The organism is Spongiibacter marinus (assembly GCF_016906995.1).
Lineage (GTDB): Bacteria > Pseudomonadota > Gammaproteobacteria > Pseudomonadales > Spongiibacteraceae > Spongiibacter > Spongiibacter marinus.
Genome location: NZ_JAFBBD010000003.1, coordinates 387,626 through 413,092, shown reverse-complemented (window position 1 = coordinate 413,092; position 25,467 = coordinate 387,626). Strand labels below are relative to the sequence as shown.

Genomic DNA, 25,467 nt, shown 5'->3' with positions numbered 1-25,467 from the left:
CTATGTTGTATGAACTGGGTGATCGTCGAGTCAAAATGCTCGGTGATGGTCACTTTGTGGCTGACAATGCATCGCTGATTGGCGACGTTGTGCTGAGCCAAAATGTAAGCATTTGGTTCAATGTGGTGATCCGCGGAGACACCGAACAGATTCGCATTGGTGCTGGCAGCAATATTCAAGATGGCAGTATTCTGCACACCGACCACGGTTTTCCGATGAGTATTGGCAAGGATGTGACGGTTGGCCACAAGGTCATGTTGCACGGCTGCACGATTGGCGATGGCAGTTTAATCGGGATGAATGCAGTGGTTCTCAACGGCGCCAAAGTCGGAAAAAACTGCCTGATTGGTGCCAATGCGCTGGTGACAGAGGGTATGGAGATACCCGACGGTTCGCTCGTGATGGGAATGCCGGCGAAGGTTAAGCGCGCACTGAGCGACGTGGAGCAGGCAACCCTGGCGCTCTCGGCTCAGCATTATGTGGAGAATGGTCAGCGTTTTCTCAGCGACTTGCGGCCCCAGAGCTTGGTGTCGGCAAAGTGTGATGGCGAGGAATTTAACGATGAGTTCTGAACCATTAGAAACCCCAGTCAAGTCGCCCTGTGTCTCGGTGTGCGCACTGGATGAGCAAGATGTCTGTCTGGGCTGTTACCGAACGGTGGACGAAATTCGCGAGTGGTCGTCGGTAAATGATGCGCAGCGCCGAGAGATTATCCGTATGGCCAATGCGCGCTGTAAGGAACGCTACGGCTAATTGTCGGCGCTATGCGCGCCGACGGTTGCGACCTTTCGGGTAGGCTCTTACCAGCTGAATCAGGTTGCCCTTCATTTCCATAATTTCAAAGCAGTAGCCCTCAACCGTAACCCCTACCATTGCCTCTGGGAAGCTCTCGAGCGTTTCCAATAGCAGGCCGTTCAGTGTTTTCGGCCCGTCGGTGGGCAGTTCCCACTTGAGGGTTTTATTAATATCCCGCACGGTGGTGGTGCCGTCGATCACAAATGTGCCATCGCTTTGGTGGGTGATGTCGTCGGTGTCAGTGCTGAGGTTGGACGTGAACTCGCCGACAATCTCTTCAAGCAAATCCTCTAGCGTGACAATACCCTGCATCACGCCGTACTCATCGACAACAATGCCCATGCGCCGCTTTTGTTTTTGAAAGTTAAATAGCTGGGTGTGCAGGGGCGTGCCTTCCGGAATGAAGTAGGGCGCGCGGAGGGCGCGTAGCAGGCGGTCGCGCTGTACTTTGCCGTGCTCATCAACGCTGTTAATGATGTCCCGCTGATGGAGAATGCCGACAACATTATCAATGTCGTTTTGATACACCGGAATGCGGGTAAACTCGGCGTCGCGCAGCTTCTCAATGATGGCCGTCGTGTCGGCTTCAATATCAATGCCGTAGACCTCATTGCGCGGGATCATAATGTCGTCCACGGTGATGAGCTCTAGGTCCAAAATATTCAGGAGCATGCCGCGGTGATGTTTGGGGATCAGATGGCCGGCATCGCCGACGATGGTCCGCAACTCCTCCATGCCGATGTGTTCGCTGCCGTCATTCTTCTCAACGCCGGTCATGCGCAGCACCATATGGGTGATATGGCTAACCAGCCAGATTACCGGGAATAGCAGGCTACGCAGCGGTAGCAAGATATGGCTGACGGTATAGGCCACCATTTCAGATTTATACGCGGCAATGGTCTTGGGGATGATCTCGGCAAAAATCAGGAAGACCAGGGTCAGCAAAATAGACGCGGGAACAACGGCGTTGTCGCCATAGAGACGAATCGCGAGTACGGTGGCGAGCGCAGCGGCAAGATTGTTGATGAGATTGTTGCCGATCAATATCGTGCTGATCAGGCTGTCGGGTTTTTCCAACAAGCGTGCAGCGCGCCGGGCACCGCGGTGGCCAGTTTTCACTTTGTGGCGCAGGCGGTAGCGGTTCAGGGACATCATTCCAGTTTCAGAACCGGAGAAGAAACCAGAAAAGAAGATCAGCGCGGCCAATATTCCAAATAAAAGACCCAGCGGTGCCTCGTTCAAAAAGCCCTAAACTCCCGAGAAAAAAATCAGTGCCAATCTTGAAGAAAAACCGCCTGCAGCACAAGCCGCCAGGCTCATAAGTTAGGGGCTGGCAATCAAGCTCAGGGCGATTTTGGTGCCAAGATAACCCAGCAGCAGGAAGGCGAAGGCCCACAGTGTCCAGCGAATCGCTGTGCGGCCGCGCCAGCCGAGGGCGAGCCGCCCACCAATAAGCACGCCGAGCAGCAGCCATGCCATGATGGAAAACAGCGTTTTATGGGCAAGGTTCTGGCCTAACAGGTCATCGACGAATACCACGCCGGTGCCAATGGCCGCCGTTAGCAGCAGGAAGCTCGCGGCAACCAGCTCAAACAACATGCTCTCCATGGTTTGCAGTGGCGGCATAAAGCTGGGCAAGCCGCGAAGCTGGTGCTGGCGCAGCATACGGTCCTGGCTGGCCAGTACCAGTGCCTGAACGGCGGCGATGGTGAGCATGCTGTACGCCAATATTGATAAAATAATGTGGCTGTACATGCCTGCAGAGTGCTTTTCGCCAACTTGCTGACCCGGTAGAAGTAACTCCAGAGCAATGGCGAGAATGGCCAGGGGGAACAGCGCCAGCAGCAGGTTGTGTATGGGGCGGCGAAGACTGGCCCCGAGAGTGATCGCGCAAATCAGGCCGGTGAGGAGCGAAAACAGCTGCGACAGCCCCAGGTCTGCGCCCATGGGGGTGGCAATGGCGCTTACCGCCGCCACAAAATGGGCTGTAATGGCTGTCGCGCCGAAGCACAGTGCGCCGCGGCTGAGTTGCTGGCCGTTGCCAAGGCGAAGGCGCCTCGCCTGCGCGCCAGTGGCAAAGAAGTATAGAAGGACTGCTATCAGGCTGCTTGCAATGTTCATGTACTCGGCTTTGCCGGATTCCCTGTCTGCGTTTTGGGTCTGGGCAGTGACTCGGTTATACTTCCGCGTCTTTCTGTCGGCCCGCTGCGTTCTATGCGTGGGCTGATTGTAAGCGTGTTCACTGCAGCCTGTCGATACGGCTTACAGTACAAGCGCATTTCCGACTTCAGAGAGTTGATGGCATGTTTGAAAATCTCACCGAACGTTTATCGCAAACCCTGCGCCATGTTACCGGCCAGGCTCGCCTTAGCGACGACAATATAAAAGATGCGATGCGCGATGTGCGCATGGCATTGCTTGAGGCCGATGTCGCGCTGCCCGTGGTGAAGGACTTTGTTGAGGCGGTGCGGCAACGCGCGGTGGGTCAGGAGGTAAGCAAGAGCCTGAGCCCGGGGCAAATGTTCGTGAAAATCGTCCAGCAAGAGCTGGAACACATCATGGGCGACAAGAACGAAGGCTTGGATTTTTCTACCCAGCCGCCGGCAGTCATCCTGATGGCGGGCCTGCAGGGTGCAGGTAAAACCACCTCTGTTGGCAAGCTGGCAAAATACTTAAAGGAAAAAGAAAAGAAGAAAGTACTGGTCGTGAGTGCCGATATTTACCGGCCAGCGGCCATCAAACAGCTTGAGACCCTGGCTGGCGATGTCGGTGTCGATTTCTTTCCGAGCACCACCGAGCAAAAAGCCGTGGATATCGGCAAGGCGGCGCTCGCCGAGGCAAAGCTGCGGTTCTACGATGTGGTAATCGTCGATACGGCGGGCCGTTTGCACGTCGACACCGACATGATGGCAGAGATTCAAGAGTTGCACGCGGCGATTACGCCCACAGAGACGCTGTTCGTGGTTGACGCCATGACCGGTCAGGATGCGGCCAATACCGCCAAGGCCTTCGGCGAAGCGCTGCCGCTTACCGGGGTTATTCTCACCAAGGCCGATGCGGATAGCCGGGGTGGTGCGGCGCTTTCGGTGCGACATATTACCGGCAAGCCCATCAAGTTCTTGGGGGTGGGTGAGAAAACCGATGCTCTGGACCCCTTCCACCCGGATCGTGTGGCATCACGCATTCTGGGAATGGGGGATATTCTCTCCCTGATCGACGAGGCGGAAGCCAAGCTCGATAAGCAGAAAGCCGAAAAATTGGCGAAGAAGATCAAAAAAGGGAAGAAGTTCGACCTTGAGGATCTTCGCGACCAGCTGCAGCAAATGCAAAACATGGGTGGCCTCACCGGCATGCTCGATAAATTGCCTGGGATGGGCAATATGGCGCAGATGGCGCAAAGCCAGATCGATACCAAAATGTTTACGCGCATGGAAGCCATCATCAATTCAATGACGCCAGCCGAGCGCCGCAATCCGGATCTTCTCAATGGGTCGCGCAAGAAGCGCATCGTGGCGGGTTCCGGTACCCAGATCCAGGATCTGAACCGCCTGCTTAAACAGCACAAGCAAATGGCCAAGATGATGAAAAAAATGGGTCAGAAGGGCGGCATGACCAATATGATGCGCGGTATGGGTGGAATGATGCCCCCCGGTGGCGGTGGCCGCTTCCCCGGAATGTAGTCCGGAGCTGCCGAGAACCGCACTATAATCAAGCGCTTGCCCGCATTTTACGGTGACGGCCTGGCAGGGTGGTGGGGTGATCATCACCGCAGAGGGAAAAAAGTGTATCAGCTGTTTCAAATGCATACACTTTCCCTTATAATTCCGCGCCTTTACGGCTCCGGGTCGTTAACAGGATCAAAAATTCGCAGTAGCGGTCAACGCCGCTGCCCAAAAGCTAGGAACTGATACAAGAATGGTCACTATTCGTTTGGCACGTGGCGGCTCTAAAAAGCGCCCCTTCTACCACCTGACAGTCACTGACAGCCGCACTTCACGTGACGGTCGTTTCATTGAGCGCGTTGGGTTCTTCAACCCTGTTGCCCGTGGTAACGAAGAGCGTTTGCGTGTAGACACCGCTCGCGTTGAGCACTGGGTTGCTCAAGGCGCTCAGCTGTCTGACCGCGTTGCTAAGCTGATCAAAGAAGCACCTGCAGCCGAGTAAGCTGGGTGTCTACCTCGTCTTCACCAGTCGTCATAGCGAAAATCTCGACGGTATACGGGGTAAAAGGGTGGGTAAAGATACATTCCTTTACCGACCCGCTTGAGAATTTTCTGGATTTCTCTGACTACCAGCTGCGCAAAAAAGGCCGGTGGCAGGAGATCGAGCTCGACGAATGTCGGCGTCATGGTAAGGGCATCGTAGCCCATATTAAGGGTGTTGACGATCGCGAGTTGGCTCGAGAGTATTGCGGGCTTGAGCTGGGGATTTTGGCAGAGCAGTTGCCAAGCCTGGCTGAAAATGAGTTTTACTGGCACCAATTAGTGGGTTTGAAGGTTATCGCTTCGGAGCAGCTGTTGGGTGTGGTGGATCATATGATCGAAACCGGCGCCAATGATGTAATGGTGGTGCGACGGTGTGAGGGAAGCCTCGACGATCGAGAACGGTTGATCCCTTACTTGCCGGGTGATTTTGTGCAGGATATAGACCTGCAAAGCGGCACGATTACTGTCGATTGGGACCCGGAGTTCTAACGCGCAGTGAACGTGGCGCGTGATGGGGGCAGAATGGATATCGCAGTGGTAACCCTGTTCCCAGAGATGTTCGGCGCGATCAGCGATTATGGTGTCACCGGACGAGCAGTACAAAAAGGGGTGTTAAACCTTAGCTGCATCAACCCGCGGTCGTTTACTGAAGATCGCCATCAAACGGTTGATGATCGCCCCTACGGTGGCGGCCCAGGTATGGTGATGATGCCAGAACCGTTAAGCAAGGCGTTGCAGGCAGCGCGCGAAACGGTAGCCAAACCGGCGAAGACGGTGTATCTGTCGCCGCAGGGTAGAAAGTTAGATCAAAGCGGCTTGCAGGAGCTGGCGCAAGAAAATGCGTTGATCCTATTAGCCGGGCGTTATGAAGGCGTTGATGAACGCTTGATTGAACGCGAGATCGACGAAGAGTGGTCTATTGGTGACTATGTCATCAGCGGCGGTGAGCTGGCTGCAATGGTGATGATAGACGGCTTGAGTCGTTTGCTGCCGGGCGTGTTGGGGCATCAGCAGTCGGCGGAACAGGACTCCTTCGCAGAGGGGTTGTTAGATTGCCCACATTACACCCGACCCGAGGTGTATGGGGAAGATGTGGTTCCAGAGGTGTTGCTTAGCGGCAATCACGGAGCCATACGACGCTGGCGCTTAAAGCAGGCGCTGGGTCGAACGTTTGTACGGCGCCCGGACTTGCTCGAATCGAGAGAGCTGAGCGACGAGGAAAACACACTGCTGGCGGAGTATCTTCGCGAGCGTAACGACTAATTGACAGCTAGCTGTGAAGCTACCAACTTTTATTTCAGGAGCATGCCATGAGCACCAACAAAATTATCGCCGAGCTGGAAGCGGAGCAGACCGCCAAAGAGCTGCCGGAATTCAGCCCCGGTGACACCGTTGTCGTTCAGGTAAAGGTTAAAGAAGGTAACCGCGAGCGTCTGCAGGCCTTTGAAGGTGTTGTTATCGCCAAGAAAAACCGCGCCTTAAACTCTTCTTTCACCGTTCGCAAGATTTCTCACGGTGTTGGCGTTGAGCGTACTTTCCAAACTTACAGCACGCTGATCGACAGCATTCAGGTTAAGCGTCGCGGTGATGTTCGCCAAGCTAAACTGTACTACTTGCGTGAGCGCAGCGGTCGTTCAGCTCGTATCAAAGAGAAGCTGGCAACCAAGTCGTAATACGGTTTTCGCATCTCCGAAAAGGCAGCCACTGGCTGCCTTTTTTTTGTCTGGCTGGTGGCGCCGTCTATCGGCGAGATAGAATCTGGCTGACGATCGAGGAGGAGTTCATGGCGCAGCAAGCCAGTGATCAGGATCAGCCAACCATAGACCGCTACATTGACGCGCTGTGGCTAGAGAAAGGGCTTAGCGATAACAGCTTGCAGTCTTACCGCCGCGACCTATACCAATGGTCCTATTGGCTCGCTCAGCGGGGCAGTGGCGTGCTGCTATGTGGTCGCGCCGATGCGCTGGATTATTTGGCCGAGCAGCGCGGCCAGGGCAAATCTGCCCGTAGTACTGCACGTTTGCTTTCTTGCCTGCGGGGGTTTTACCGTTATCAACTGCGGGAGGGGCGCCTTCAGGAAGACCCGCTTGCCAATATTGAAGCGCCCAAGTTAGGGAGGCCTCTACCTAAATCCTTGAGTGAGGCTGATGTTGAGGCCTTGCTCGCGCAGCCCGATGACGATATTGCGATCGAACAGCGCGACCGGGCAATGCTGGAGCTACTGTATGCCGCCGGCCTGCGAGTAAGCGAGTTGGTGAGTCTGCGGTTTTCGCAGTTAGGCCTGGAGCAGGGCGTGGTGCGAGTCACCGGTAAGGGCAACAAGGAGCGCCTGGTGCCTATGGGGGAAGAGGCTCTGCACTGCTTGCAGGCGTATTTGCGTGGCGGTCGGCCGCAATTGTTGGCGGATGGCGAGTCGGATGTGGTTTTCCCCAGTCGCCGGGGGCAGATGATGACCCGACAAACGTTTTGGCACCGCGTTAAACTCTACGCGCAGCGCGCCGGAATTCGCGCAAGTATTTCACCGCATACGCTGCGTCATGCGTTTGCCACACATCTGGTGAATCATGGTGCTGACCTGCGGGTTGTTCAGCTGCTGCTTGGTCACAGCGACTTGAGCACCACGCAGATATACACCCATGTTGCCAGAGAGCGAATGCAGGCTTTGCATCGCGCACATCACCCGCGCGGTTGAACTTGGCGCTTTCTCTGGGTTCTCAATGGTATATGATGACCGCCTTCACACCTTCCGTACGGAGATTTTTCGTTGACTATGTATAGCCCCCGAGTATTGATTTCGCGCGCTCTATTCGCGTCAGTAATAGCTGCTTCAACTTTTTTTGGGGTGGCCTACGCCGAGCCTGCCAAGACCGCGACCTTTATTGATAAGGCGGCTGAGCAAGCGATTCGCAGCGCGTTTAAGAGTTCTCGCCCCGATTTACAGGTCAGCGGCGTAGAAAGTAGCGAGATGCCCGGGGTGTATCGCGTTGAAATGACCAATGGGCCGACGGTCTATGCGAGCGCCGACGGCAAGTATATTGTTGCGGGTAAAATGTATGAGCTGACGGCGAATGGCATTGAGGATATCGCCGAGCGCCGCTTGCAGCCTCAGCGCAAGGCCTTGCTCTCCAAAGTGCCGCGGGAAGATATGATTATATTTAGCCCGGAAGGGGAAACAAAAGGCGCGCTGTATGTATTTACCGATGTGGATTGTGGCTTCTGCCAAAAGCTGCATAAAGAGGTGCCCGCCCTGAATGCCAGTGGTATCGAGGTGCGCTATCTTGCCTATCCCCGTCAGGGTGTTGGCACGCCAACATTCAACAAAATGGTATCCGCCTGGTGCGCCGACGACCGCGTCGCGGCGATGGATGCCCTCAAGGCCCGCCGCCCCATTGCGAATAAGCAGTGCCAAACGCCGATCATTGGCCAGTATGAATTGGGTCAGCAGCTTGGCGTGACTGGGACGCCGGCGATCGTCACCGAGGACGGCGCCCTGATTCCCGGCTACCGCCCGGCTGATCAGCTGATTCCCCAAGCGCTGCGCTGAGAAATCGTCAATAAGTAGGAATAGAGGGGCTCTGGTCGTATCTCTGGCGCTTCAGCATGGCGCTAGGCCCCCATCCTGACATAAAATGGGCAGTTCGTAGCGCCGCGCTTATGTGCGGCGCGCTAATAATTGAGTTTTAAAAGGAGTGGCGGTGAGTCCGGTCAGAGTAGGTATATGTGGTCTGGGTACCGTTGGCAGCGGTACTTACGCAGTATTAACGCGCAACGCAGCGGAGATTGCTGCCCGTGTCGGTGCCGATATTGTGGTAACTGAAATTGGTGCGCGTCGCGACAACCCCAATTGTGATACGGGTGATGTGGCCATTAACCGCGACATTTTTGCCGTTGCAGAAAACCCCAATGTCGATATTTTGGTTGAGTTGATTGGCGGGACCACTGTTGCCAAGGAATTGGTATTGAAAGCCATTGCCAATGGCAAACACGTGGTGACCGCCAACAAGGCCTTGATTGCCGAGCACGGGAACGAAATTTTTGAAGCGGCTGCCCAACAGGGCGTTACGGTTGCCTTTGAAGCAGCAGTTGCCGGCGGTATTCCCATTATCAAAGCACTGCGCGAAGGCTTGGCAGGGAATAAAGTGCAGTGGCTCGCGGGCATTATCAACGGCACTGGAAACTTTATTCTCACTGAAATGCGCGACAAAGGGCGCGACTTTAACGACGTACTGGCCGAGGCTCAGGCCTTGGGCTACGCCGAGGCAGACCCGACCTTCGACGTTGAGGGCATAGATGCCGCACACAAGTTGGTGATTTTGGCGTCTCTGGCCTTTGGTATTCCGCTGCAATTTGACAAGGTATATACCGAGGGAATTAGCCGGATCGCCCAGGAAGATGTGGTCTACGCCGAAGAGCTGGGTTATCGCATCAAGCATTTGGGTATTGCCCGCGATACCGAAAAAGGCATTGAACTGCGCGTTCATCCCACACTGATTCCAGAAAAGCGCCTGATCGCGAACGTAAACGGTGTAATGAACGCCGTACTGGTGCAATCGGATGCCGTTGGTCCAACCTTGTATTACGGTGCGGGTGCCGGTAGCGAACCCACGGCATCAGCGGTTGTCGCCGATGTTGTGGATGTTGCGCGCACACTCAGCGCCGAACCACACCACCGGGTACCTTTCCTGTCATTCCAGCGTACGTCATTGAGCGATCATCCTGTGCTGCCGATAGACGATGTGGAAACCGCCTATTACTTGCGCATGTCGGCCCTCGATAAGCCCGGCGTACTGTCCAAAGTGGCGCAGATTCTCAGCGACGACGGCATTAGCATTGAAGCGCTGATTCAAAAGCAGCCAGCCGAGGACGCGAATTTAGTTCCGGTGATTATCCTTACCAACCGCACCGTCGAGAGCAAGTTGTTTGCCGCAGTCAGCCGTATTGAAGGACTGGAAGGTATTGTTGGTGAAGTAACGCGTATTCGCGTTGAGTCGTTGGCAGGCTAAGTATCGCCGCTACACTGCGCCTTCGGGTGCAGTCCCCACATTCCATGAAGAGTTAGTAACGTGAAATACATCAGCACCCGTGGCCAGGCGCCCGCCCTCAATTTTGAAGACGTACTGCTTACCGGCTTGGCGCCGGATGGCGGTCTTTACGTGCCGGAGTCCCTGCCGACCTATAGCCGCGAGCAAATTGCGGCGTGGTCGTCGTTAAGCTACACCGAGCTGGCCTTTGAAATTGTTCAGCCCTTTGTTGCGGGCAGCATTCCCGATGCCGATCTCAAAGCGATTATCGACGATAGCTATTCGGACTTCAGGCACCCGGCCGTAGCGCCACTGGTACAGCTGGGTCAAAACGAATGGGTGTTGGAACTGTTCCAGGGGCCGACCCTGGCTTTTAAAGACTTTGCATTGCAGATGTTGGGACGCCTGCTGGATTATGTGCTGGAGAAGCGCCAGCAAAAAGTCGTTGTAATGGGCGCCACGTCAGGTGATACCGGTTCGGCGGCGATTCAGGGTGTAAAACGCTGTGAAAACGTCGACATTTTCATTCTGCATCCCTACCAACGCGTGTCGGAGGTGCAGCGCCGCCAGATGACAACGGTGCAGGGCGACAATATTCACAACATCGCTCTGAAAGGGCACTTTGATCACTGCCAGGCCATGGTGAAAGCGAGTTTTGCGGATCAGAGCTTTTTGCCTGAGGGACGCCAGCTGGTAGCGGTGAACTCCATTAACTGGGCGCGCATCATGGCGCAGATCGTCTACTACTTCTACGCCGCCTTTGCATTGGGCGCGCCAGATCGCAAAATCAGTTTCTCTGTGCCGACGGGTAATTTTGGCGACATCTATGCCGGCTACCTCGCCAAGCAGATGGGACTGCCCATCGACCAATTGGTGGTGGCAACGAATCAAAACGACATTCTGCACCGGGTGATCAGCGGCAATCAGTTTGAAAAGCACGATTTGCAGCACACATTGTCACCCAGTATGGATATTGTCGTATCCAGCAACTTCGAACGGATGCTGTTCGACTGCTTTGACCGCGACGGTGCGGCCATCGCCGACCTGATGCAACGAATGAATACCGAGACGGTATCTCTTCCCGCCGCCGCGTTTGAGCGCGTGCGCGAACTGTTCGCCAGTGCCAGTGCCAGCGATGAAGAAACCGTGGCCACCATCGCCAGCGTCTACGACGACAGCGAGTACCTGCTCGACCCGCATTCGGCAATTGGTGTTAAAGCCGCGCGCGATTGCTGGCGCGACCGCAGCGTACCAATGGTGACGCTCGCTACTGCGCACCCAGCGAAATTCCCTGAAGCGGTAATGAAAGCCGGTTATCCCAGTGCGCCAGCGCTGCCGCATCATATGGCGGACCTTTTCGACCTTGATGAGCGTTACGAAGTGATCGACAACGACATGTCGAGCGTTCACAGCTTTATGGCAAAGAATATCCGCGCCTAAACGTGAGTCGCTTCCCGCGTATCGTTGAAAGAACCGTCGTCGCAGATGCGACGGCGGCGCTGCCATCATTACCGCCCCTTTTGTCTCGGCTGTATGTCGTGCGCGGCGTCGTGTCGGACGAGCAGGCAAAGCTCGGTTTGGATGCCTTGCCTGCACCCACTATGAAGGGCATGGACGCGGCTGTCTCAGCACTGGTTGAGGCAATCAGAGAGGGTAAGCGCTTGTTAGTGGTTGGCGACTTCGACTGCGACGGCGCCACCAGTACAACCTTGGCGTTGCTCGGCTTGCGAATGTTGGGCGCCGCCGACGTCGATTTTTTGGTCCCCAATCGCTTTGAATATGGCTATGGCCTGAGCCCGGAGATTGTTGCTGTCGCGGCCGAGCGCCGCCCGTATATCATTATTACCGTCGACAATGGCATCTCCAGCATCGACGGTGTTGCCGCGGCGGCGCAGGCCGGTATTCCCGTTATCGTGACCGACCACCACCTTCCCGGTGACCAGTTGCCAGACGCACTGGCGATTGTGAACCCCAATCAACCCGGCTGTGACTTCCCAGATAAATCATTGGCTGGCGTCGGTGTGATGTTTTACGTGCTGCTGGCATTGCGGGCGGCGCTGCGAGAGCGCGGTATCTTTCGCGATGGCAAGGGGCCCAATCTTGCTGAGCTGCTCGACCTCGTGGCGCTGGGCACGGTCGCTGATGTGGTGCCGTTGAGTCAGGCAAACCGGGTGTTAGTGGAGCAGGGCTTGCGGCGAATTCGCGCTGGGCGCTGCCGCCCGGGAATTAGTGCCTTGCTCCGAGTTGCGGGGCGGGAGCCCGCGCGCTTGGTCGCCAGTGACCTCGGTTTTACCGTTGGGCCGCGTTTGAATGCGGCGGGCCGGCTGGATGATATGACGGTGGGCATTCGCTGCCTGCTTGCAGATGATGCGACGCAAGCCCTGAACCTGGCGGCCGAGCTGGATGACCTCAATCGAGAGCGTCGCAGCATAGAACAGAGCATGAAAGACGACGCCATGCGCGCATTGGCGCATTTGCAGCTAGACGCCAGTAAGGTTCCGGCGGGATTGTGTTTGTATGATCCAACGTGGCACCAGGGCGTTGTGGGGATATTGGCCTCGCGGATCAAAGAGCAGTTTCACCGTCCGGTAATCGCCTTTGCTGAGGCCGATAACGGTGAAATCAAAGGCTCTGCCCGTTCTATTCCCGGCCTGCATATGCGCGATACTTTGGACAGAGTCGCAAAACGTCACCCGCAGATGTTAAGTAAGTTTGGTGGCCACGCCATGGCAGCGGGGTTGAGCTTGGCCGAAAAAGACTTTGACGCCTTTCGCGATGCCTTTGTTGACGCCGTTCGTGAGCAGCTTAGTGACGACCAGCTCGAGGCGGTGGTTCACAGTGACGGCGAGCTGGGCCCGACAGAACTTAAACTCGAAAATGCAGAGCTGCTGCGCAGTGCCGGGCCGTGGGGTCAGGGCTTTCCCGAGCCATTGTTTCACGGTGTATTTACCCTGGTTCAGCAGCGCCTTGTCGGCGAGCGGCATTTAAAAATGACGCTCGCACCTCGCCATGACAAGCAGGCGATCATTGACGCCATTGCGTTTAATGTCGACCTCAACCAGTGGCCAGACCCAGCGGTAACGGAGGTGGAAGTGGTGTACAAGCTAGATAGCAATCTCTGGCGTGATCGCCTGTCACTGCAATTACTGGTTGAGCATCTGCGTCCCTACGCTGGCGCATAATGCCAGCCAGCTTTCCGCCGCGCGACGCATCGGGTAAAATGCCCGCCTTTTCACGTGGTCCGGATACTATCCATGCTAGAAATTAATCCCCTGCGCAATGCCCTTAAGGATATGACTGAGCGTACCGATACGCTTAGGGGGTATCTTTGACTACGCTAACAAGAAAGAGCGCCTAACTGAGGTCGAGCTGGAGCTCGGTGATTCCGCGGTGTGGGACGACCCTGCCCGCGCCCAGGAGCTTGGCCGCGAGCGCGCCAACCTGGAGGGTGTGGTGGGCGCCATCGATGAGTTAGATGCCGGTATTGGCGACGCTTCTGAACTGCTCGATATGGCAGCGGAAGAGAACGATGAAGACACCATTGAGGCCGTGCAGGGCGATATAGAACGCCTCGAAGGGGTGCTAGCCAAATTGGAATTCCGCCGTATGTTCTCCGGTGAAATGGACCCCAATAACTGTTATTTGGATATTCAGTCGGGTTCCGGCGGCACCGAAGCCCAAGACTGGGCCAATATGGTGCTGCGCATGTATTTGCGCTGGTGCGAAGACAAAGGCTTCAAGGCAGAACTGGTTGAAGTCTCTGACGGCGAAGTGGCGGGGATCAAAAGTGCAACCATCCATATTCAGGGCGAATATGCCTTCGGTTGGCTGCGCACCGAGACCGGCGTTCACCGCCTGGTTCGCAAGTCGCCCTTTGATTCGGGCAACCGCCGCCACACATCGTTTTGTTCGGTGTTTGTGTCGCCGGAGATCGACGACAATATCGAAATTGATATCGATCCTTCGGATGTGCGCACGGATACCTACCGCGCCAGTGGTGCAGGTGGTCAGCACGTTAACAAGACCGACTCTGCGGTTCGCCTAACGCACGAGCCTACTAATACCGTTGTGCAGTGTCAGAGCGAGCGCTCCCAGCATCAAAACCGCGACAACGCTTGGAAAATGTTGAAGGCCAAGCTCTATGAAATGGAGCTGCAAAAACGCAATAGCGAGGCCCAGGCATTGGAAGACAGCAAGTCAGATATTGGCTGGGGCAGCCAGATACGCTCCTACGTGCTCGACGACCAGCGTATTAAAGACCTGCGCACCAATGTACAAACCAGCAATTGCAACAATGTGCTCGATGGCGACCTTGACCTGTTTATCGAAGCGAGCCTGAAATCTGGCTTATAAGGCCGGCACCCTAGCCAATGAGATGACGCGGCCCGATTGCGGGCCCGACCAAAGGAAACACAGATGTCTGAACAGCAGAACGACACGCAAGCCCAGGAAGCCGGGCAGGAAGAAAATCGCCTGATTGCTGAGCGCCGCGCCAAGTTGGCGGCGATTCGCGAAAAGCGCAATGCCTTTCCTAACGACTTCCGACGCGATGCCTACGCCCAGCAACTGCTAGAAGAGCTGGGTGAGCACGACAAGGCGGCGCTTGAAGCGCTGGACAGACATGCCGCGATTGCCGGTCGTATTATGGCCAAGCGTGGTCCGTTTATGGTGCTGCAAGATATGTCTGGCCGAATCCAGACTTATATCGATAAGAAAAAACTGCCTGAAGCGCTGACTGAAGAGATTAAAAGCTGGGATATCGGCGACATTATTTTTGCCAAGGGACCGGTGCACAAATCTGGTAAGGGTGATTTGTATGTGTACATGGAAGAGGGCGGTTTGCTAACCAAGTCGTTGCGTCCACTGCCCGATAAATTCCACGGCCTTCAAGACCAGGAAATGCGCTATCGGCAGCGCTATGTCGACCTGATTATGAACGAGCAGTCGCGTCGCACCTTCGCGATTCGCTCTAAGATGATCAGCTCCATCCGTAATTTTTTGCAGCAGAAAGACTTTGTCGAAGTTGAAACCCCGATGATGCAGGTGATTCCTGGTGGTGCCACTGCGCGGCCGTTTGTGACGCATCACAATGCGCTCGACCTCGATATGTACCTGCGCATTGCGCCCGAGCTTTATCTCAAGCGCTTGGTGGTTGGCGGATTCGAGCGGGTGTTTGAAATCAACCGTAACTTCCGCAACGAGGGCTTGTCGACGCGCCACAACCCCGAATTCACCATGATCGAGTTTTATCAGGCCTATGCTGACTACAAAGACTTGATGGACCTGACTGAGGCAATGTTGCGCCACGTAGCTCAGGAAGTATTGGGCACCACGTGTTTGCACTATCAGGGTAGTGACTATGACTTTGGTCAGCCGTTTACCCGACTGTCGGTCTTTGACGCCGTGCTGCAATACAACCCGTCCATCAGCGCCGAGCAGTTAGCCGATATGGAGCAAGCCAAAGCCATTGCCAAAGGCCTTGGCATCGAGGTTAAGGACTCCTGGGGGCTGGGCAAGATCCAAATTGAGATCTTTGAAGAAACGGTTGAACACAAGCTGGATCAACCCACGTTTATCACCGAATACCCCACTGAGGTATCGCCGCTGGCCCGTCGCAGCGACGACAACCCCTTTGTGACTGACCGGTTCGAGTTTTTCGTGGGTGGTCGCGAGCTCGCCAATGGCTTCTCCGAGCTGAATGACGCCGAAGATCAAGCTGAGCGGTTCATGGCGCAAGTGGCCGAAAAAGACGCCGGCGACGATGAAGCAATGCACTACGATGCTGACTATATCGCCGCCTTGGAATACGGCCTGCCACCGACCGCTGGTGAGGGAATAGGCATCGACCGACTGGTTATGCTGTTTACCGATTCGCCGTCAATTCGCGACGTTTTATTGTTCCCCCACATGCGTCCGGAATCACAAGGCTAAGCCTTAGGGTGCCGGCTTGCCGGCACCCACTCCTTCCCATTGCTTGCACTTTGCGACCTGATTCTCAGCGATAACTTCAAGCTAGACAGCAACTTGCGCAGCTATGCTATAGTGTTGCCAATAAAAATTTTGGGCCTGGAGTGTGGCAATGAGTATCGAAAACGTAGATCTGTTTGACGGTTTGTCGCCAGATGAACTCAAGCTTTTGCGCGATACCAGTATTCTTCGTGAGTTTGCAAAAAACACCGTACTGATTCACGAAGGTGACGTGGCGGACTCTCTGTATGTCGTCGAAACCGGCCGGGTAAAAGTCTACTGCAGCGATAAAAGCGGTAAAGACTTTGTGCTGAATATACTTGAGTCGGGCGACTATTTTGGTGAGCTGGCCCTGCTGGACGATGATCGCCGCTCGGCGTCGGTACGTGCCATGGATGCAACGCAGGTGCGCATTATCTACAAAGAAGATTTCAAAGCCATTATGGATATGCATCCGAACATCACTCGTATTTTGAACAAGAATCTGACGCGCCGTATTCGCAAGTTGACCAATGATGTGAAAAGTCTGGCTTTGCAGGACGTCTATGGCCGCGTAGTGAAGGTGCTCACCGGATTGGCCGAGCCCCACGGTGAAGAAGGGCAAATGAAGATTAATGAGAAACTCACCCAACAAGAGATCGCCGACAGAGTGGGCTCGTCACGTGAAATGGTGGCGCGTATTCTCAAAGACCTGACCATCGGGGACTATATCGAAGTGGAAGGTCGACATATCATTCTCAAGAAGAAGCTGCCGGAGAGCTACTAGGGTCTGCTCATATTCACCAAGATGATGAGCTCGATGCCAGCGGCGCCCATAGTGGCGCCGTTTTCGTTTCTGTTGCAGTAAAACAAATAATAATCAGGGGGTAATATGCGGGGCTTAGGAGCAATACCGCTCGCCGTAATCGTGGTGATTGTCAGTGCCTGCGGCGGTGGCAATAGTGGGTCGTCGCCCAGCCAGGCTGAGCAGGGGGCGGCGAATCTTATTCAGCGCCACAGTGTTGATACACGCTGCGATCTTGCGGCCTATCCGTCGGCTGACTGGTTGCAGTGCGAGCTGGAAAATCATGCCCGAACGCTGGAGGCCAATGTCGAGCAGCTCGCCCCAGGTTTTGTTATTCGTTCTCAAACGCAGGAAAACGCTAACCGCTTGGCGATGTTAGCCCGCATTGCCGAGGACCCGAGTTGGAGCTTGCCACCCACCCAGGGCACCACGCCGCTTACGCCACTGTGCTCGGCGGGAATGGGGCCCTGCGTTGGTGACCCGTTCCGCTACCCCGGTGTCGATGGCCCGGATGGCCGGACCTTCTACGAGCAAGAAGCCGTTGTCGAGCCCGTCGTCTATTACGATGAAGGGTGCGCACGCATCAGCGGGCGGGTGTGGCGGCCACGCGCCCTGCAGGCTGGAGAGCGGGCGCCCGTTGTTGTGATTAAAAATGGCTCCGTGCAGGCAGGCGAGCAGCTTTACTGGTGGGCGGCGCAGGCCCTGGTGCGAGCGGGGTATGTTGTACTGACCAGCGATCCTCGCGGGCAGGGCGCGTCGGACATGGCAACGCCAAATTCGGCGGAGCAGGGCGGCAACATTAATGGCCATGTGTTTTACCAGGGCTTGGTCAACGATATCGACTTTATTTTATCGCGCCCAGCGCTGCACTACCCCCATGAAGCGCGTTGCGCGGGTAGTTACCCAACCGAGACTCGCGCGTTTAACCCCTTTCACGCCTTTGTTGACCGTGAGCGCATTGGGATAGCCGGACACTCCTACGGCGCCGCTGGTGTGACCTGGGTGCAGGCCTACGGCGCGCCGGGTGCTGAAAACTGGCCGGGCCTGCTGAGTTCGGAAAACCCGGTCGATGTGGTGGTGGCCTGGGATGCCCTGGGCTATACCGACACTGGCAATAACGCCACCATCACCAGTGTGCAGCTGCCGCCCGGCAGTACCAATGCCATTACTGACGCCTTTGGTGGTAGTGACTTCCCGGCAGTGGTTGCCCACAAGCCTGCGCTAAGCTTTAAGTCGGAATACGGCTTTACGCCGATACCATTGGTCACCGATCCGGATCGGGATGGGCATAAAAATGCCTTTAAACAATGGCAGGCGGCGTCTGTTCCTGTGGTGAGTGTCACTATTGCCGGTACGACGCACTTGGATTACTCATTGGGGCCGACCTTGCCCGCAAGTTCTTGGTGCCCAAATACGGATAATAATCGCTGTGAGGGCGGTTGGGCGCGCCCGATGATTACCGAATACACTGTTGCGTGGTTTGATCGGTGGCTGAAAAAGCGGGGAGAGCCGGGCTATGCCCAGGCGGAGGCGCGCCTGTTAGATGACGCGCGCTGGGCTGAACGAATGAGTTTTCACTTTGCTTCCGCCCGCGACTTCCCTTTGCGCAGCGGTGAAAGGGAGTCCTGTGAAGATATCCGTTTGTTATGTGGGAGCGGCGAGTAACCCCCGTCGACTCACTCGCTCTCATCCACGGTGAGGGCGACTTGCCCCTCGGCGAAGCGCCCGCGCAACCGCTGCCCTTGCTGAAGATCGGCGGCGCGTCGTACTGCCCGGCCTTGTCGGTCGAGAACAATCGCATAGCCACGGCTAAGCGTCTGCTCGGGGCCCAGTTGTCGCAACTGGGACTGCAGTGCCTGTAATTGTTGTGCGCGGCGGCGCATTTGCTCTTCTGCGCTGCGCTGCAGCCTTGCTTGAAGTTGTGTCAGGGCACTGAGCCGTGTCGCATGTTGCCGATCGGGGCTGAGCAGCAGCATTTGTTGTTGCAGGCCCGCGAGACGCGCCAGGCGCTGGCGCTGGCTACTTTGCCACTGGCGTCGCAGTCGCATTTCAAGTTCATCCAGCCGCTGCGCTTGCTCTCTGAGTCGGCTCCGTGGGTCGCGAATGCGTCGGTTCAATTGTTGTAATTGTTCACGCTGATGCTGAAGGCGTCGCCGCTGCGCCCGAACCAGGCGGCCGCGCAGCAGCTGGACCTTCGAGTTGATCTCGCTTTGATCAGGGCTGAGCAATTCCGCCGCAGCCGAGGGTGTTGCAGCGCGCAAATCCGCGACAAAGTCGGCAATGCTGAAGTCCACTTCGTGCCCCACGGCGCTCACCACGGGCAGTTCCGATTGGTAGATGGCCTCGGCCACCACCCGTTCGTTAAAGGGCCAGAGGTCTTCCAGTGAACCACCGCCGCGTGTCAGTAGGATCAAATCGAAATTATGCGACGCTGAACGGGCGAGCTGATTCGCCTGCGCGATGGCGCGTTTTATCTGACCGGCCGCCTGTTCGCCCTGCACCAGCACAGGCAGCAGGGTGACCTTCATTGCCGGCCAGCGCCGCTTGAGCACTGCGACAATATCCTGCAGGGCGGCGCCTGTGGGTGAGGTGATAATGGCAATGTGCTTGATAGCCGGTGGCAGGGGCTTTTTCAGCGCCGGGTCGAACCAGCCGGCTGCCTGCAGTTCTGTCTTGAGTGCTTCGAAGGCCGCTGCCAGCGCACCGGCACCGGCGGGCTGCATGTGCTCGACAATAAGCTGGTAGTCGCCGCGCCCTTCATAGAGGCTGACTTTACCGCGAACGACCACCTGCTGGCCCGGTTGCGGTTGAAAATTCACCCGCATATTGCGGTTGCGAAAGAAGGCGCAGCGGATCTGTGCGCGCTCGTCCTTTAGCGTGAAATACCAGTGGCCAGAGCTGGGACGCGACAGGGTGGAGAGCTCGCCAGTAACACTCACCTGGGCGAAGCAATCTTCTAAAAGTTGCTTGGCGAGGCGGTTGAGTTGGCTGACGCTGAGCTGTTGTGGGGGTTCTTGTGTAGTCATTGCGCAATCATATCAAGATATAGCGCTATTGCGGGGTCAAATTGGTTTACTCGGGGGCTGTCATCACTTAAAATTGCCAAGATTCTAGCCACCGGCATTGGAATCATTCTATGTTACGTATCGCACAAGAAGCACTGACCTTCGACGATGTTTTGCTTCTTCCCGGCTACTCAGAAGTAACCGCCAAAGACGTCAGTCTACGCACTCGACTCACTCGCAATATTACCCTCAATATTCCTCTGCTTTCTGCTGCAATGGATACGGTCACCGAAAGTGGCTTGGCCATTGCGCTGGCGCAAGAAGGTGGTATCGGCATCATCCACAAGAGCATGACCATCGAACAGCAGGCTTACGAAGTTCGAGCGGTGAAAAAACATGAAAGTGGGGTGGTTAAAGACCCGATTACTATCGATGCGGCGGCTCCCATCAGTGAACTGTTTGAGCTGCGTCGCCGTCACAAAATTTCCGGTGTGCCGGTGCTCGATAAGGGCGACTTGGTAGGTATCGTCACCAGCCGTGACGTGTTGTTCCAAGAGCAAATGGATGTGCCGGTCTCAACCATCATGACCCCCAAGGCCAAGTTGGTAACGGTTAATGAAAACGACGATATGTCGGTGGCCCGAGAGTTACTCCACAAGCATCGCATTGAAAAAGTTTTGGTTGTGAACGATGCCGGCAAGCTGACCGGGATGATCACCGTTAAAGATATGAACAATGCGCAAACCTACCCCTTGGCCTGTAAAGACAGCTCGGGCCAGTTGCGGGTGGGTGCCTCTGTAGGAACCAGTGCCGATACTGACGACCGCGTGGCGGCGTTGGTTGCTGCGGGCGTGGATGTTCTCGTGGTAGATACCGCTCACGGGCACTCGAAGAACGTACTTAACCGAGTTAAGTGGATTAAACAACACTACCCTCAAGTGGATGTGATTGGCGGCAATATCGCCACTGGCGAAGCGGCTTTAGCCCTGCTGGAAGCCGGTGCCGATGCCGTGAAAGTCGGCATTGGCCCTGGCTCAATTTGTACCACGCGAATTGTCACCGGCATTGGTGTTCCGCAAATCAGCGCTATTGCCAATGTGGCGGCGGCACTTAAAGACAGCGGACTGCCGCTGATTGCCGATGGTGGTATCCGCTTTAGTGGCGACCTGTCAAAAGCCGTCGCGGCAGGCGCTAATGCGGTAATGATGGGCTCAATGTTTGCCGGCACAGAAGAAGCGCCGGGCGAAGTGGAGCTCTTCCAGGGCCGCACGTATAAGTCTTATCGTGGTATGGGCTCGCTGGGCGCCATGACCAAAACCCAAGGCTCCAGTGACCGTTACTTCCAGAGCGCTGAAGACGGCGCGGAAAAGCTGGTTCCCGAAGGTATTGAAGGTCGCGTTCCCTATAAAGGGCCGCTGGCGGCTATCGTGCATCAGCTGATGGGCGGTTTGCGCAGCGCCATGGGTTATACCGGCAGCGTGGACATCGAGACCATGCGCAGCAAACCACAGTTTGTACGTGTGACGGCTGCAGGCATGAATGAGAGCCACGTTCACGATGTTAGTATCACCAAAGAAGCACCAAACTACCCGACCTGAGTGTCGTAATGGGGCGCCGCCTGCGGCGTCCCCGTCCCACCTTTTACACTACCCCTCAGTCTGAATAGAGAGAACGCCGTGTCCAGCCCCGATATTCATGCCCACCGAATTCTGATCCTTGATTTCGGTTCTCAGTACACGCAGTTAATTGCGCGCCGTATCCGCGAAATCGGCGTGTACTGTGAGATTCGCGCCTTCGATATTGAAGACGCAGAGATCGATGAATTTCGTCCATCGGGTGTGATCCTGGCCGGTGGCCCCGAGTCGGTGACCGCGGCAGGCTCGCCGCGTGCGCCGCAGAAAATATTTGACCTGGGAATCCCAGTACTGGGGATCTGCTACGGCATGCAAACCATGGCCGAGCAGTTGGGCGGCAAGGTCGAAGCATCGCCGGTTCATGAATTTGGCTACGCACAAATTCGAGTGGAAACGCGCGGCCAGTTAACGGCTGATATTGCCGACCACATGGACAGCGAGTCGGGTAAGGCGCTGTTGGATGTATGGATGAGCCACGGTGACAAAGTGGTGGCGCTTCCCGACGGGTTTGAAGTATTGGCGTCGACACCATCGTGCCCCATTGCCGCCATGCAGTGCGAAGAGAAGCGGTTTTACGGTGTGCAATTCCACCCGGAAGTAACGCATACCCTGCAGGGCCAGCGTATTTTTGAGCACTTTGTACTCCAGTTGTGTGGATGCGAGGCCTTGTGGACGCCGGCAAATATTATTCAGGACGGCATTGAGCGCGTACGTGAGCAAGTGGGCGACCAAAAGGTCCTGCTTGGCCTCTCTGGCGGTGTCGACAGCTCGGTGGTCGCGGCGCTGCTCCACAAAGCGATCGGTGAACAGCTGACCTGTGTCTTTGTTGACAACGGTCTGCTGCGTAAAAATGAAGGCGACCAAGTCATGGAAATGTTCGCCAACAATATGGGTGTTAAGGTCATCCGTGTTGACGCCGAAGAAACCTTTTTAAGCAAATTGCAGGGCGAGGCCGACCCCGAGAAAAAACGTAAAATTATCGGTAATACCTTCATCGAAATTTTTGATGAAGAAGCGGCCAAGCTTAAAGACGTACCGTTTTTAGCTCAGGGAACCATCTATCCCGACGTTATTGAGTCGGCGGCATCAAAAACCGGTAAAGCCCACGTCATTAAATCTCATCACAATGTCGGGGGCCTGCCCGATGATATGGCAATGGAGTTAGTCGAGCCGCTGCGTGAGCTGTTTAAAGATGAGGTGCGACGTATCGGTTTGGAGCTGGGCCTGCCCTATGACATGGTTTATCGCCATCCATTTCCCGGCCCTGGCCTCGGCGTACGTATTCTCGGTGAAGTTAAAAAAGACTATGCCGATGTGCTGCGCGAAGCTGATGCCATCTTCTTGGAAGAGCTTCACAAAGCCGACTGGTACCACAAAACCAGCCAAGCCTTCGCGGTATTTATCCCCCAGAAATCGGTGGGTGTCGTCGGTGACGCGCGTCGTTACGAATGGGTGATTGCGCTGCGAGCGGTGGAAACCATCGACTTTATGACCGCCCGCTGGGCGCACCTGCCTTACGAGCTACTGGAGACGGTTTCCAATCGCATCATTAACGAAATCGCCCATGTCTCTCGCGTGGCCTACGATGTGTCGAGCAAGCCTCCTGCAACCATTGAGTGGGAATGATTCGACGTCTGGCAACACCAGGCACCTACAAGCAGTAAACCTACTATAACCCATTGTTTGCAATGGGTTTTTTCTTTCTAGGCATGGTGATTTCAAGCACCTTCTAGCACCGCCAAGCAAACTTTTTTCATGGGATTTTCCATGGTATCGTCTTTTTCAATGTTGATGACCAAAGACAATACCATGCAGTGATTTTTAAGGTCTTCATGGTATTGGATTTCGTTAACTCTTTGTTATCTAAAAGAAAAACACCCTAAAAATCGCTAGTTTTTATCATGGTATTTGGGGCGTTTTGAGAGGGTACCTTTATGTTGACTGATACCAAGCTTCGAAACCTGAAACCCAGAGACAAAATGTACAAAGTTGTTGACCGCGATGGGCTTTACGTCGCTGTATCCAAGACTGGTACAGTCTCATTCAGATACAACTACTCATTAAATGGTCGCCAAGAAACGCTGACTTTTGGGCGCTATGGCGTGGGTGGTATTAGCTTGGCAGAGGCTAGAGAGCGTCTTAACGAATCAAAGAAAATGATTGCTTCTGGTAAGTCTCCTGCGAGAGAAAAGGCACGCGATAGGGCGCGGGTGAAAGGTGCCGAAACATTTGGTGCTTGGGCAGATAAATGGCTGCGTGGGTATCAGATGGCGGATTCAACCCGCGATATGCGCAAGTCTGTCTATCACCGAGAATTGAAGAAGGTTTTTGGAAATCAGAAGTTGGTTGAGATTACCCATGAAGATCTACGCTCTTTGACTGACGCAATAGTTGAGCGGGGTGCTCCAGCAACCGCTGTTCATGCGCGCGAAGTCGTTTTAAACGTCTATCGTTGGGCGATTGAGCGAGGACAGAATGTAGAGAATCCGGCTGAAATGGTACGTCCAACCACTATAGCTAAATTTGTACCGCGTGAAAGAGCATTAACACCGTTTGAAATTGATCTGATGTACAAGTACATGAATCGAATAGGGACATCACCTCAATACCGCGCGGCGATTAAACTATTGTTGCTCACTCTAGTGAGAAAGTCAGAGTTATCCAATGCAACCTGGGATGAAATTAATTTTAGCGAAGCGCTTTGGACTATTCCGAAAGAACGCATGAAAAGACGTAAGCCTCATTTAGTTTTTTTATCTCAACAAGCAATGGATATCTTTATTGCATTGAAAACATTTGCTGCTGGTTCAAAGTATGTGCTTCCCTCGCGGTATGATTCGGATACACCTATGAGCAATGCCACGCTAAATAGGGTGCTCACATATACTTACAAAGCTGCTCAGAAAGATGGAAAGTCGCTTGCTAAATTCGGTCCTCATGATTTGCGCAGGACAGCCAGTACGCTGCTGCATGAGGCTGGTTACAACACGGATTGGATAGAGAAAAGTCTTGCCCATGAACAGAAGGGAGTTAGGGCAATTTACAATAAAGCGGAATACCGAGAACAGCGAACAGAAATGTTACAGGACTGGGCGAATATGATTGATGAATGGACTAGCGAGAACCGAGAAGTAGAGGCATACCAGGCCTGATGGCTTTAGCGTCTGATTGTTTACGCTCTTCAATCCAATTTTCTACTTCCGCTAAATCCCATGCGACATTGCGGCTTGTTAATACGATGCGGCGAGGGAATTCGCCGCGTTTTTCCAGATTGTAGATGGTGCGATCTGAGAGCGGAATCATCGTTAATAATGTTCTGCGGTTGATCAGCGTCTTTCCTGAATTCAAGGTGCTTCCATTATCCCGATGCTTGGTTTCTCTGGTGTTACCCACGGCTATTATTCCATCTACTCAATTTACGGATGTCGAGCGAGAACACTAACAATTCATGTATCGACTTTCCGTTGCAAATCTTTCAATGCGATAAAAAATTATTCTGATAGGGAATGCTGCTGTGCAATCAGGTTATTCAGCCATTGCCGAAGAAACGAATTAAGCTCTTTACGCTGTTGAGGGTGGAACTTGCCAGGCTCTGGAAAGACTTGCTGATAGATAGGCGGTATCGACATTTCAAAGGTAAAGGCTTCTGCCATTCGTTGAGATGGGTAGATAAGTACAACCATCTCCGGATCTTTGCATAGATCGCCGTTCTGCTCAAAGTAATGCGCCAGTGACACCGCAATACCCTCATCATTGCCTGAAACACCGTCCAGATGGGGTAAACGCTCCACCACCCAATCCATTAACCCCGCCACCTGACTGCGGCGACATTGATTGGGTACAGCCCTCTCATTAGTAATAACACCCAGTTTAATCAGCCGGTCATAGTTAGTTTCATAAATGGTCTTTCTCATAATGGTTACCCTTGAGTTCGTGAATTGTGCTTAACGAGCGCAGCACCCGTCTGCGCTCCTGCACCGCTGGCGAAGCGTGGGGGTAGCAAATGGCCAGTGGCTCACCGGAAGCCGCAGCTAAGTGACTGAGCAACGCGAAGGA

The 25,467-nt window shown here is 54.8% G+C and carries 24 protein-coding genes; 19 read left to right on the top strand and 5 right to left on the bottom strand.

The window, feature by feature from the left end:
• Positions 1 to 2: 2 nt before the first annotated feature.
• Together HNR64_RS06495 and HNR64_RS06490 are read left to right on the top strand one after the other, a co-directional pair.
• Positions 3 to 572, top strand: a complete 570-nt coding sequence (locus HNR64_RS06495) for a gamma carbonic anhydrase family protein (RefSeq protein ID WP_204995706.1) — start codon at positions 3 to 5, stop codon at positions 570 to 572.
• Positions 562 to 753 (top strand): DUF1289 domain-containing protein, encoded by a 192-nt coding sequence (locus tag HNR64_RS06490; RefSeq protein ID WP_204995705.1) that lies wholly within the window; start codon positions 562 to 564, stop codon positions 751 to 753. Before HNR64_RS06495 ends, HNR64_RS06490 begins: the two co-directional genes overlap by 11 nt.
• Before the next feature lie 9 nt (positions 754 to 762).
• Here HNR64_RS06490 and HNR64_RS06485 read toward each other — a convergent pair whose 3' ends face one another.
• Positions 763 to 2,037, bottom strand: a complete 1,275-nt coding sequence (locus HNR64_RS06485; RefSeq protein WP_204995704.1) for an HlyC/CorC family transporter — start codon at positions 2,035 to 2,037, stop codon at positions 763 to 765.
• Between the two features lie 81 nt (positions 2,038 to 2,118).
• A complete protein-coding gene (locus HNR64_RS06480) occupies positions 2,119 to 2,916 on the bottom strand; it encodes a cytochrome C assembly family protein (RefSeq protein ID WP_204995703.1) in 798 nt (265 codons plus the stop codon).
• 182 nt (positions 2,917 to 3,098) lie between these two features.
• Here HNR64_RS06480 and ffh point away from each other — a divergent pair, with 182 nt between their 5' ends.
• The 14 genes from ffh (at position 3,099) to HNR64_RS06410 (ending at position 18,437) form a co-directional block, all read left to right on the top strand.
• Positions 3,099 to 4,475, top strand: a complete 1,377-nt coding sequence (ffh, locus tag HNR64_RS06475; RefSeq protein ID WP_204995702.1) for a signal recognition particle protein — start codon at positions 3,099 to 3,101, stop codon at positions 4,473 to 4,475.
• Positions 4,476 to 4,710: 235 nt separating this feature from the next.
• Positions 4,711 to 4,959 carry a 30S ribosomal protein S16 gene (gene rpsP / locus HNR64_RS06470; protein WP_027872766.1) on the top strand — a complete coding sequence of 83 codons (249 nt, stop codon included), beginning with the start codon at positions 4,711 to 4,713 and terminating at the stop codon, positions 4,957 to 4,959.
• A 5-nt stretch (positions 4,960 to 4,964) separates the two neighbouring features.
• Positions 4,965 to 5,489: a ribosome maturation factor RimM gene (gene rimM / locus HNR64_RS06465; RefSeq protein WP_204995701.1), complete on the top strand. Its 525-nt coding sequence runs from the start codon at positions 4,965 to 4,967 to the stop codon at positions 5,487 to 5,489.
• 33 nt (positions 5,490 to 5,522) lie between these two features.
• The gene (gene trmD, locus HNR64_RS06460) at positions 5,523 to 6,263 is read left to right on the top strand and encodes a tRNA (guanosine(37)-N1)-methyltransferase TrmD (protein WP_204995700.1); all 741 of its coding nucleotides are present in this window, start codon (positions 5,523 to 5,525) and stop codon (positions 6,261 to 6,263) included.
• 47 nt (positions 6,264 to 6,310) lie between these two features.
• Positions 6,311 to 6,673: a 50S ribosomal protein L19 gene (rplS, locus tag HNR64_RS06455; protein WP_027872763.1), complete on the top strand. Its 363-nt coding sequence runs from the start codon at positions 6,311 to 6,313 to the stop codon at positions 6,671 to 6,673.
• 110 nt (positions 6,674 to 6,783) lie between these two features.
• Positions 6,784 to 7,692: a site-specific tyrosine recombinase XerD gene (gene xerD, locus HNR64_RS06450; RefSeq protein ID WP_204995699.1), complete on the top strand. Its 909-nt coding sequence runs from the start codon at positions 6,784 to 6,786 to the stop codon at positions 7,690 to 7,692.
• Between the two features lie 150 nt (positions 7,693 to 7,842).
• Positions 7,843 to 8,544 (top strand): thioredoxin fold domain-containing protein, encoded by a 702-nt coding sequence (locus HNR64_RS06445; RefSeq protein WP_204995698.1) that lies wholly within the window; start codon positions 7,843 to 7,845, stop codon positions 8,542 to 8,544.
• Positions 8,545 to 8,695: 151 nt separating this feature from the next.
• Entirely contained in the window at positions 8,696 to 10,003 is a 1,308-nt protein-coding gene (locus tag HNR64_RS06440; protein ID WP_204995697.1) for a homoserine dehydrogenase, read from the top strand.
• A 60-nt stretch (positions 10,004 to 10,063) separates the two neighbouring features.
• The gene (gene thrC, locus HNR64_RS06435; RefSeq protein WP_204995696.1) at positions 10,064 to 11,461 is read left to right on the top strand and encodes a threonine synthase; all 1,398 of its coding nucleotides are present in this window, start codon (positions 10,064 to 10,066) and stop codon (positions 11,459 to 11,461) included.
• Between the two features lie 2 nt (positions 11,462 to 11,463).
• A complete protein-coding gene (recJ, locus tag HNR64_RS06430) occupies positions 11,464 to 13,203 on the top strand; it encodes a single-stranded-DNA-specific exonuclease RecJ (RefSeq protein WP_338061820.1) in 1,740 nt (579 codons plus the stop codon).
• A 72-nt stretch (positions 13,204 to 13,275) separates the two neighbouring features.
• A protein-coding gene (gene prfB, locus HNR64_RS06425; protein ID WP_154653813.1) for a peptide chain release factor 2 occupies positions 13,276 to 14,374 on the top strand; the annotation gives its coding sequence in 2 pieces (ribosomal slippage) (positions 13,276 to 13,350 and positions 13,352 to 14,374; 1,098 coding nt in all).
• Positions 14,375 to 14,437: 63 nt separating this feature from the next.
• A complete protein-coding gene (gene lysS, locus HNR64_RS06420) occupies positions 14,438 to 15,952 on the top strand; it encodes a lysine--tRNA ligase (RefSeq protein WP_204995695.1) in 1,515 nt (504 codons plus the stop codon).
• A gap of 148 nt (positions 15,953 to 16,100) precedes the next feature.
• Positions 16,101 to 16,754 (top strand): Crp/Fnr family transcriptional regulator, encoded by a 654-nt coding sequence (locus HNR64_RS06415; protein ID WP_027872756.1) that lies wholly within the window; start codon positions 16,101 to 16,103, stop codon positions 16,752 to 16,754.
• A gap of 105 nt (positions 16,755 to 16,859) precedes the next feature.
• Positions 16,860 to 18,437, top strand: coding sequence for an alpha/beta fold hydrolase (locus tag HNR64_RS06410; RefSeq protein ID WP_204995694.1), 1,578 nt, complete (start codon positions 16,860 to 16,862; stop codon positions 18,435 to 18,437).
• 11 nt (positions 18,438 to 18,448) lie between these two features.
• Here the strand turns inward: HNR64_RS06410 and xseA are convergent, their stop codons facing one another.
• Complete coding sequence (gene xseA / locus HNR64_RS06405; RefSeq protein WP_204995693.1) at positions 18,449 to 19,798, bottom strand: exodeoxyribonuclease VII large subunit; 1,350 nt, start codon at positions 19,796 to 19,798, stop codon at positions 18,449 to 18,451.
• A 110-nt stretch (positions 19,799 to 19,908) separates the two neighbouring features.
• Here xseA and guaB point away from each other — a divergent pair, with 110 nt between their 5' ends.
• The 3 genes from guaB to HNR64_RS06390 all read left to right on the top strand — a co-directional run bounded on the left by guaB (position 19,909) and on the right by HNR64_RS06390 (position 24,563).
• Entirely contained in the window at positions 19,909 to 21,375 is a 1,467-nt protein-coding gene (guaB, locus tag HNR64_RS06400) for an IMP dehydrogenase (RefSeq protein ID WP_204995692.1), read from the top strand.
• 78 nt (positions 21,376 to 21,453) lie between these two features.
• Complete coding sequence (guaA, locus tag HNR64_RS06395) at positions 21,454 to 23,037, top strand: glutamine-hydrolyzing GMP synthase (RefSeq protein WP_204995691.1); 1,584 nt, start codon at positions 21,454 to 21,456, stop codon at positions 23,035 to 23,037.
• Positions 23,038 to 23,345: 308 nt separating this feature from the next.
• A complete protein-coding gene (locus HNR64_RS06390) occupies positions 23,346 to 24,563 on the top strand; it encodes a tyrosine-type recombinase/integrase (RefSeq protein WP_156873301.1) in 1,218 nt (405 codons plus the stop codon).
• On the opposite strand, the gene HNR64_RS06385 is transcribed toward HNR64_RS06390, so the two are convergent.
• Both HNR64_RS06385 and HNR64_RS06380 read right to left on the bottom strand, forming a co-directional pair.
• On the bottom strand, positions 24,526 to 24,804 hold the full coding sequence (locus HNR64_RS06385) for a helix-turn-helix transcriptional regulator (RefSeq protein ID WP_456151664.1): 279 nt from the start codon (positions 24,802 to 24,804) through the stop codon (positions 24,526 to 24,528). The genes HNR64_RS06390 and HNR64_RS06385 overlap by 38 nt on opposite strands.
• Before the next feature lie 98 nt (positions 24,805 to 24,902).
• The gene (locus tag HNR64_RS06380) at positions 24,903 to 25,325 is read right to left on the bottom strand and encodes a DUF1249 domain-containing protein (RefSeq protein ID WP_204995690.1); all 423 of its coding nucleotides are present in this window, start codon (positions 25,323 to 25,325) and stop codon (positions 24,903 to 24,905) included.
• Positions 25,326 to 25,467 lie beyond the last annotated feature (142 nt).

What these genes read in the sequence shown, in the direction of transcription:
- ffh (WP_204995702.1), top strand. Translation starts at nt 3,099, where the DNA reads ATGTTTGAAAATCTCACCGAACGTTTATCGCAAACCCTGCGCCATGTT.
- HNR64_RS06415 (WP_027872756.1), top strand. Translation starts at nt 16,101, where the DNA reads ATGAGTATCGAAAACGTAGATCTGTTTGACGGTTTGTCGCCAGATGAA.
- lysS (WP_204995695.1), top strand. Translation starts at nt 14,438, where the DNA reads ATGTCTGAACAGCAGAACGACACGCAAGCCCAGGAAGCCGGGCAGGAA.
- HNR64_RS06495 (WP_204995706.1), top strand. Translation starts at nt 3, where the DNA reads ATGTTGTATGAACTGGGTGATCGTCGAGTCAAAATGCTCGGTGATGGT.
- trmD (WP_204995700.1), top strand. Translation starts at nt 5,523, where the DNA reads ATGGATATCGCAGTGGTAACCCTGTTCCCAGAGATGTTCGGCGCGATC.
- xerD (WP_204995699.1), top strand. Translation starts at nt 6,784, where the DNA reads ATGGCGCAGCAAGCCAGTGATCAGGATCAGCCAACCATAGACCGCTAC.
- HNR64_RS06480 (WP_204995703.1), bottom strand. Translation starts at nt 2,916, where the DNA reads ATGAACATTGCAAGCAGCCTGATAGCAGTCCTTCTATACTTCTTTGCC.
- xseA (WP_204995693.1), bottom strand. Translation starts at nt 19,798, where the DNA reads ATGACTACACAAGAACCCCCACAACAGCTCAGCGTCAGCCAACTCAAC.
- HNR64_RS06410 (WP_204995694.1), top strand. Translation starts at nt 16,860, where the DNA reads ATGCGGGGCTTAGGAGCAATACCGCTCGCCGTAATCGTGGTGATTGTC.
- HNR64_RS06380 (WP_204995690.1), bottom strand. Translation starts at nt 25,325, where the DNA reads ATGAGAAAGACCATTTATGAAACTAACTATGACCGGCTGATTAAACTG.
- rplS (WP_027872763.1), top strand. Translation starts at nt 6,311, where the DNA reads ATGAGCACCAACAAAATTATCGCCGAGCTGGAAGCGGAGCAGACCGCC.
- HNR64_RS06390 (WP_156873301.1), top strand. Translation starts at nt 23,346, where the DNA reads ATGTTGACTGATACCAAGCTTCGAAACCTGAAACCCAGAGACAAAATG.
- HNR64_RS06490 (WP_204995705.1), top strand. Translation starts at nt 562, where the DNA reads ATGAGTTCTGAACCATTAGAAACCCCAGTCAAGTCGCCCTGTGTCTCG.
- rpsP (WP_027872766.1), top strand. Translation starts at nt 4,711, where the DNA reads ATGGTCACTATTCGTTTGGCACGTGGCGGCTCTAAAAAGCGCCCCTTC.
- guaB (WP_204995692.1), top strand. Translation starts at nt 19,909, where the DNA reads ATGTTACGTATCGCACAAGAAGCACTGACCTTCGACGATGTTTTGCTT.